The following is a 5,266-nucleotide window of genomic DNA, read 5'->3' as shown; positions in this document are numbered from 1 at the left end:
AAGCCGATATTCGCATACGCGCCAGACCCCGACGTCGCGGCGTTGTCCACAGAGGTGGCGCCAGCGCCACCGGGTGGCGCCAGCGCCACCGGACCCCTGGCGCCAGCGCCACCCGAACCATCCTTGAACTCTTACCAAGACTCTGAGAGAGAAGCTCTGGACTGTAACGCGCGCGCGAAGCGCGGCGCGTGCGGTCATGCGCTGATCGACGACCGTCACTGCGTCTTCGGATGCCTGCCCGATCTGGTGCACGCATGAACCGCCGACGTGCCTTCGCGGCTTACGCGTTCGTGCTGTCGCTGACTGCCCTCGCCGTGCTCATCGCCACGGCAATGCTGCTATGGACGGAGGCACCGGCATGGTGACAACCACGATCGACGCCCGGCCGATCACAGCACGGCTCAACAACCTCGAGCGCGACCTATGGCGCATCGCTCGCCGCTTCGAGCTGGTCGACCGCGGCCTCGAGGCAGAGTCGATCCGTCGAGCAGCAGCGCAACTCGCGATCGTCGCCGAGATGACACGCGAGAACGCCGAGAACGACCTGCTCGGCCTCGCCTGGATCGACGCGGCCGAGCTCTACCTGCGCTCGCTGCCGCGGCCGACGCGACACGGATTCACGCCGCGACAGCTACAGATCGCGATCGATGCCGCGGTCGCACGCGAAGCGAAGGGACTACGAGCATGAGGTTCGACGACCCGGCGACCGGCATCGCGATCGCCACTATCCTGTGGTCAGCCTGGATCATCGTCCGGGCCATCGAGAGGAGACACCACAATGGACGACGAGACTCTCGCCCGAATCAAGCGACAGCGCGAAGCAGACCTCGAGCTCGCCGAACGGCGACGCAAAGCAGGAGAATTCGAGGCTCAGCATCCGGAGTACTATCCGCGCGCGAGGACGCACAAGGAGATCGTGCGTCTACGTCTCGGGTGGATCGTCGCGGGAGTCTGGATCATCGCGGCCGCAGTGATAGCGAACTTCATCGCGGGCATCGTGATCGGAGCGTCCGCAGCGGCGAGCATCTACTAGCGCACCGTGCGCACCGTCGAGGTGCAGCGTGAGCGTCCACCACAAGGCGTCGCACTGGTCGACGACGTCGCGCAAGGAGCGCGCACGGATGCAGCCGAGCATCGACGCGGGCGCGGGCGTGTGCTGGCGCTGCCGTCGACCGATCGCGCCCGGCACGCCGTGGGACGTCGGACACGTCGAGGACGCGAACGGTCGCTTCGTCGGCCGGTACGCGCCTGAGCATCGCGGTTGCAACCGGTCGTCGGGCGGTCGCAAGGGCGCCGAGCTCACGAACCGTACGCGTGCACCGCGTGCCTCACAGAAGCGGCTACCGAACTGGTGAGCGCGCTACCGTCCGACGAGACAGCGCCGCTGTGCGCGTGCGGCAAACCGGTCTGGATCAAGAAGACCGGCGAATGCCGCACCTGCTACAAGCGGCGCTACTACCGCGAGCACCGCGCGTCCGTCGACCCGGCGCCCGGCGTCGCACTGTTCGACACCCTCGAGCATGTCGAACACCTGCCCGCGCCACCTCCGCAAGCATCGCGGCCGGCATCGCCGAAGCCTCCACGGCCTCGTCGGTCGAGCACGAAGACGACGACCTCGACCAGCGCGCGCGCCGCGGTTTCTGACGCGCCGTCACAACCCCCGCCCGTCGGCAGCACGCTTTTTACCCAGATCAGCCCGGAGAATTGGGAGGAAACTAGACAACTGGTCCTACCCCCCACGAACGTGACCGAGTTGGCCGGATCGGACGAGGACCGGGCGGCGTTCATCGCTGGGGGCGCCCTGCTCAGGCTGTGGGGCGAGCGGAAACTGCCGTCCGCGCGGATCGTGCCGTCGATGCTGCTCGTGCACGACATGCTCGCCGCCGGCCGACCGAACAACGCCGTGCTGAAACCTCGCCGGTCGACGAAGAGCACGAGTCTCATCGTCGAGGCGTTCGCTCGAGCTCTGACGCGCGAAGACTTCCGCGCGGTCGTGTTCACCGCGACATCAGGAAAGGCCGGCCGGTCGCGATTCCTCAAGGACGTCGCGCCGCACATCGAGCGCCTGTACCCGAACCCGCGCACCGACCCGGTGCACCTTCGCAAAGCAGCCGGGCAAGAGGCCGTGCTCTTCCGCGAGAACAACAGCTTCGTGTCGTGGGCCTCGACCGTCGACGACCTCCGCGGCGAAGCGTTCGACTTCGTCATCATCGACGAGGCCGGCGAGCCCGAACGAGACAAGGCCGACGAGATCCTCGCGTCCGCGATGCCGACGATCGACACCCGGCCCGGTGCCCAGATCGCAGCCGTCGGGACCGGTGGCCGGTACCTCAAGGGAAACCTGCTCTGGGAGTGGCTCGAGCGACCCGATACCGGCGTCGTCCGGTACGCCGCACCGCAGTACACGACCGAGCAGGAGCTCGAAGCCTGGGAACCCTCGGACGAGCATCCGGCCGCGCACGTCCGCGAGCTCGTCGAAGCAACGCATCCGGGACTCAAGGCCGGCCTGACCACGCTCGAGACCATCTACTCGAACTTCGTGACCCTCCCGCGCGAGAAGTTCGCAGCCGAGTACCTCGGCATCTTCCGCGACCCGGCAGGCGGCGGCGGCCTCGTGAACCTCGAACGCTGGTCCGCGCTGACCGATCCGAACGACGAGCTACCCGAACCTCCGGCACGGTTCACGATCGGGCTCGCCGTGCACCCGGACCAGACATGCGCAGCGCTCGTCGGCGCCTGGCGCGACGACGACGGGAAGGCATGCATCCTCGTGCTCGACCACCGCAACGGCGTTGACTGGGTCGCCGACCGCGCCGTCACGCTCGCCCGAAAGTACCGCGCCGAGATCGCGCACGACACGCAGGGCCCAGTCATGGTCGAGGCAGAGTGGATGCAACGACAGTCGCCGCGGCCGCGCCTGCGACCGTTCTCGTGGCCGATGGTGCGCACCGCGTCGGCCGCGATCGTGAAGGCCATCGACCAAGGCGAGCTTCGACACTGGAACCAGTCACCGCTCACCGATGCCGCAACCGTCGTCGTGAAACGACTCTCCGGACCATCGAACTGGGCGCTCGGGCGCAAAGAACGCGAAGACGACATCACCGCGCTCGAAGCAGCAGCGATGGCGCTCCACGCCTACGACCAAGGACGACGCGGCTTCTCCGGCGCGATCTTCGTGTGACACGCCGCCCGCGCGGCGCATTCAACATATGTCTCATGCGTGGCATATGCTTCCTCTCGATCAGGGGGGAATCCGGTGGGACTGTTGAACTGGCTTGGTTTCGGGCTCGTGCCGTCAGCAGTCCCACCTCTCTCGGTCGCTTCGTGGGACGCACCGGACAACAGTCAGGCCGCGATCGTCCTCTCGGACATCTTCGCCGAGACGGTTTCGCACGACCTCATGCCGATCAGCCGGCCCGAAGCACTCACGATCCCGGCCGTCGCCGCCGCACACACGACGCTCGTGTCCGCGTTCGGAAACCTGCAGCTCGTCGCTAAGCGCGGCACGCCGCTTCCGTCGCAGCCGACCTGGCTCACGCAGACCGGTCGCGGCCAGCAGCCTTGGTATCTGCGCAACGCGCGCACCTACGCCGACTTCATGTTCCTTGGATTCAGCCTGTGGCAGTGCGAGCGAGGCGCAGACACCTACCCGACCGAAGCATGGCATGTGCCCTACGGCAGATGGACCTGGGACGACAACGGCACGATCCTCATCGATGAGCAGCCCGTCGACGCGGACTCCGTCATCCTCTTCGAATCAATGCTCCCCGGCCTGCTGAACACCGCGACGCGCACGCTCCACCAGGCGCTGGAATTCGAGCGCACCATCGCCGAACGCGCCCGAGTCTCCACACCGCTCACGATCCTGCGTCGCACCGACGACGTCGACATCGACCCGACCGAGGTCAAGACGCTGCTCGACGGGTACAAGAAAGCACGCGAGGCACGCGACGGTTCGACCGTCGCCTTCGTTCCGTCAGGCTACGAGCTCACCATCGAAGCCGAACCGGCCGGCGCGTGGCTGCTCGAGGCGCGCAACGCTGTCGCGGCCGACGTCGCGAAGCACACCGGAATCCCGGCATCCCGACTCGGATCGACAACCGCGATCGACTCACTGACGTACACGACGCAGCTCGGCGAATTCACCGACCTCCTCACGCAGACCGCGCACCTCTACCTCGATCCGATCGAAGCGCGACTCTCCCTCGGCGACGTCACCCCTGGCGGTCAGACCGTCGAGTTCAACAAGACACCACTCGACGCGGCCCTGCTGCCGGTCGCGAACCAGCCGCAGCCGGACGCTGCCGCACACGAAGGGAAGCTCGATGTCCAAAGCCTCAGATGAGACCGCACCCGTCACGAAGACGATCTACCGCGGTGGCCTCGAAACCACCATCCCCGTCCAGAACGAGCAGCCGGAGGACGAAGAGCATGAGTGAGACGATCCGGTTCGATTCCGGCGAGCTCGTCATCGCGAACGAAGACGAGCGCGTCGTCTCCGGGATGCTGCTCCCGTTCGGCGTCGTCGGGCGCACGAACATCGGCGGATTCACCGTCGAGGCCGGCGCGGTCAGCCTGCCGAAGGACAAGGACATCGTGTCGCTGAACGTACAGCACGATCACGAGCAGCCCATCGGCCGCGCCGTGCAGCTCGACGAGCGCGGCGACGGTGTCTACGCGAGCTTCCGAATCGCGAACACACCCGAAGGCGACGCGGCGCTCGCGGACATCAAGTCCGGCAAGCGTCGTTCGCTTTCGATGGAAGCGAAGGGTGTCATCGTCAAGGCCGGCAAGGCGGTCGCCGGTCGCATCTTCGGTGCGGCGCTCGTCGAGAAGCCCGCATTCGCCGGGGCGACAGTGCTGGCCTCGTACAGCGAAGAGGCCGGCGCGACCGTGCTCGCGGATGCCGAACCCGTCAGTGAGTCGTCGAGCTCGAGCTCGAGCACGTACACCGACCACTTCGACGGTACGGCGTACACGACCACGACCACCACAGAGACAACCTCGACCACCGTGGCCGAGGACGAAGAGCCGGACGACCCGGCAGAAGGTGAGGAGAACGTGCCTGAGGCAACCGTTCCCGCGACCGTCGCCGCCAGTGCGGCTCCGGTCAAGTCCGAGCAGACGAAGCGCATCGAAGCTCTCGAAGCGAAGCTCGCCGTTCTCGAAGGCGGCAAGCGCAAGGGCATCAGCCCCGAGCAGGCGTTCACCGTCATGGCACAGCTCGCCACCCGGCAGCGCGTCGACGACAAGGTCATCGACCAGG

General features: G+C 66.9%; 6 protein-coding genes. All 6 read left to right on the top strand.

Going from position 1 to position 5,266, the window contains the following annotated elements:
• Positions 1-358: 358 nt before the first annotated feature.
• Positions 359-688: a hypothetical protein gene (locus tag H623_RS0101275; RefSeq protein WP_022899129.1), complete on the top strand. Its 330-nt coding sequence runs from the start codon at positions 359-361 to the stop codon at positions 686-688.
• A 90-nt stretch (positions 689-778) separates the two neighbouring features.
• Positions 779-1,033 (top strand): hypothetical protein, encoded by a 255-nt coding sequence (locus H623_RS0101270; RefSeq protein ID WP_022899128.1) that lies wholly within the window; start codon positions 779-781, stop codon positions 1,031-1,033.
• A gap of 28 nt (positions 1,034-1,061) precedes the next feature.
• Entirely contained in the window at positions 1,062-1,355 is a 294-nt protein-coding gene (locus H623_RS17150) for a hypothetical protein (protein WP_022899127.1), read from the top strand.
• Positions 1,352-3,181 carry a hypothetical protein gene (locus H623_RS0101260; RefSeq protein WP_157560855.1) on the top strand — a complete coding sequence of 610 codons (1,830 nt, stop codon included), beginning with the start codon at positions 1,352-1,354 and terminating at the stop codon, positions 3,179-3,181. The genes H623_RS17150 and H623_RS0101260 overlap by 4 nt, the downstream gene beginning before the upstream one ends.
• A gap of 75 nt (positions 3,182-3,256) precedes the next feature.
• Positions 3,257-4,345 (top strand): phage portal family protein, encoded by a 1,089-nt coding sequence (locus H623_RS0101255; protein WP_022899125.1) that lies wholly within the window; start codon positions 3,257-3,259, stop codon positions 4,343-4,345.
• Between the two features lie 86 nt (positions 4,346-4,431).
• Positions 4,432-5,266: HK97 family phage prohead protease (locus H623_RS0101245; protein WP_022899123.1), on the top strand; the 835-nt coding region annotated here is incomplete at its 3' end.

This window comes from Humibacter albus DSM 18994 (assembly GCF_000421825.1).
Classification (GTDB): domain Bacteria; phylum Actinomycetota; class Actinomycetes; order Actinomycetales; family Microbacteriaceae; genus Humibacter; species Humibacter albus.
This window is presented reverse-complemented; position numbering and strand designations above follow the sequence as displayed.

Coding starts and splice junctions, on each gene's coding strand:
- H623_RS0101275 (WP_022899129.1), top strand. CDS start 359: ATGGTGACAACCACGATCGACGCCCGGCCGATCACAGCACGGCTCAAC.
- H623_RS0101270 (WP_022899128.1), top strand. CDS start 779: ATGGACGACGAGACTCTCGCCCGAATCAAGCGACAGCGCGAAGCAGAC.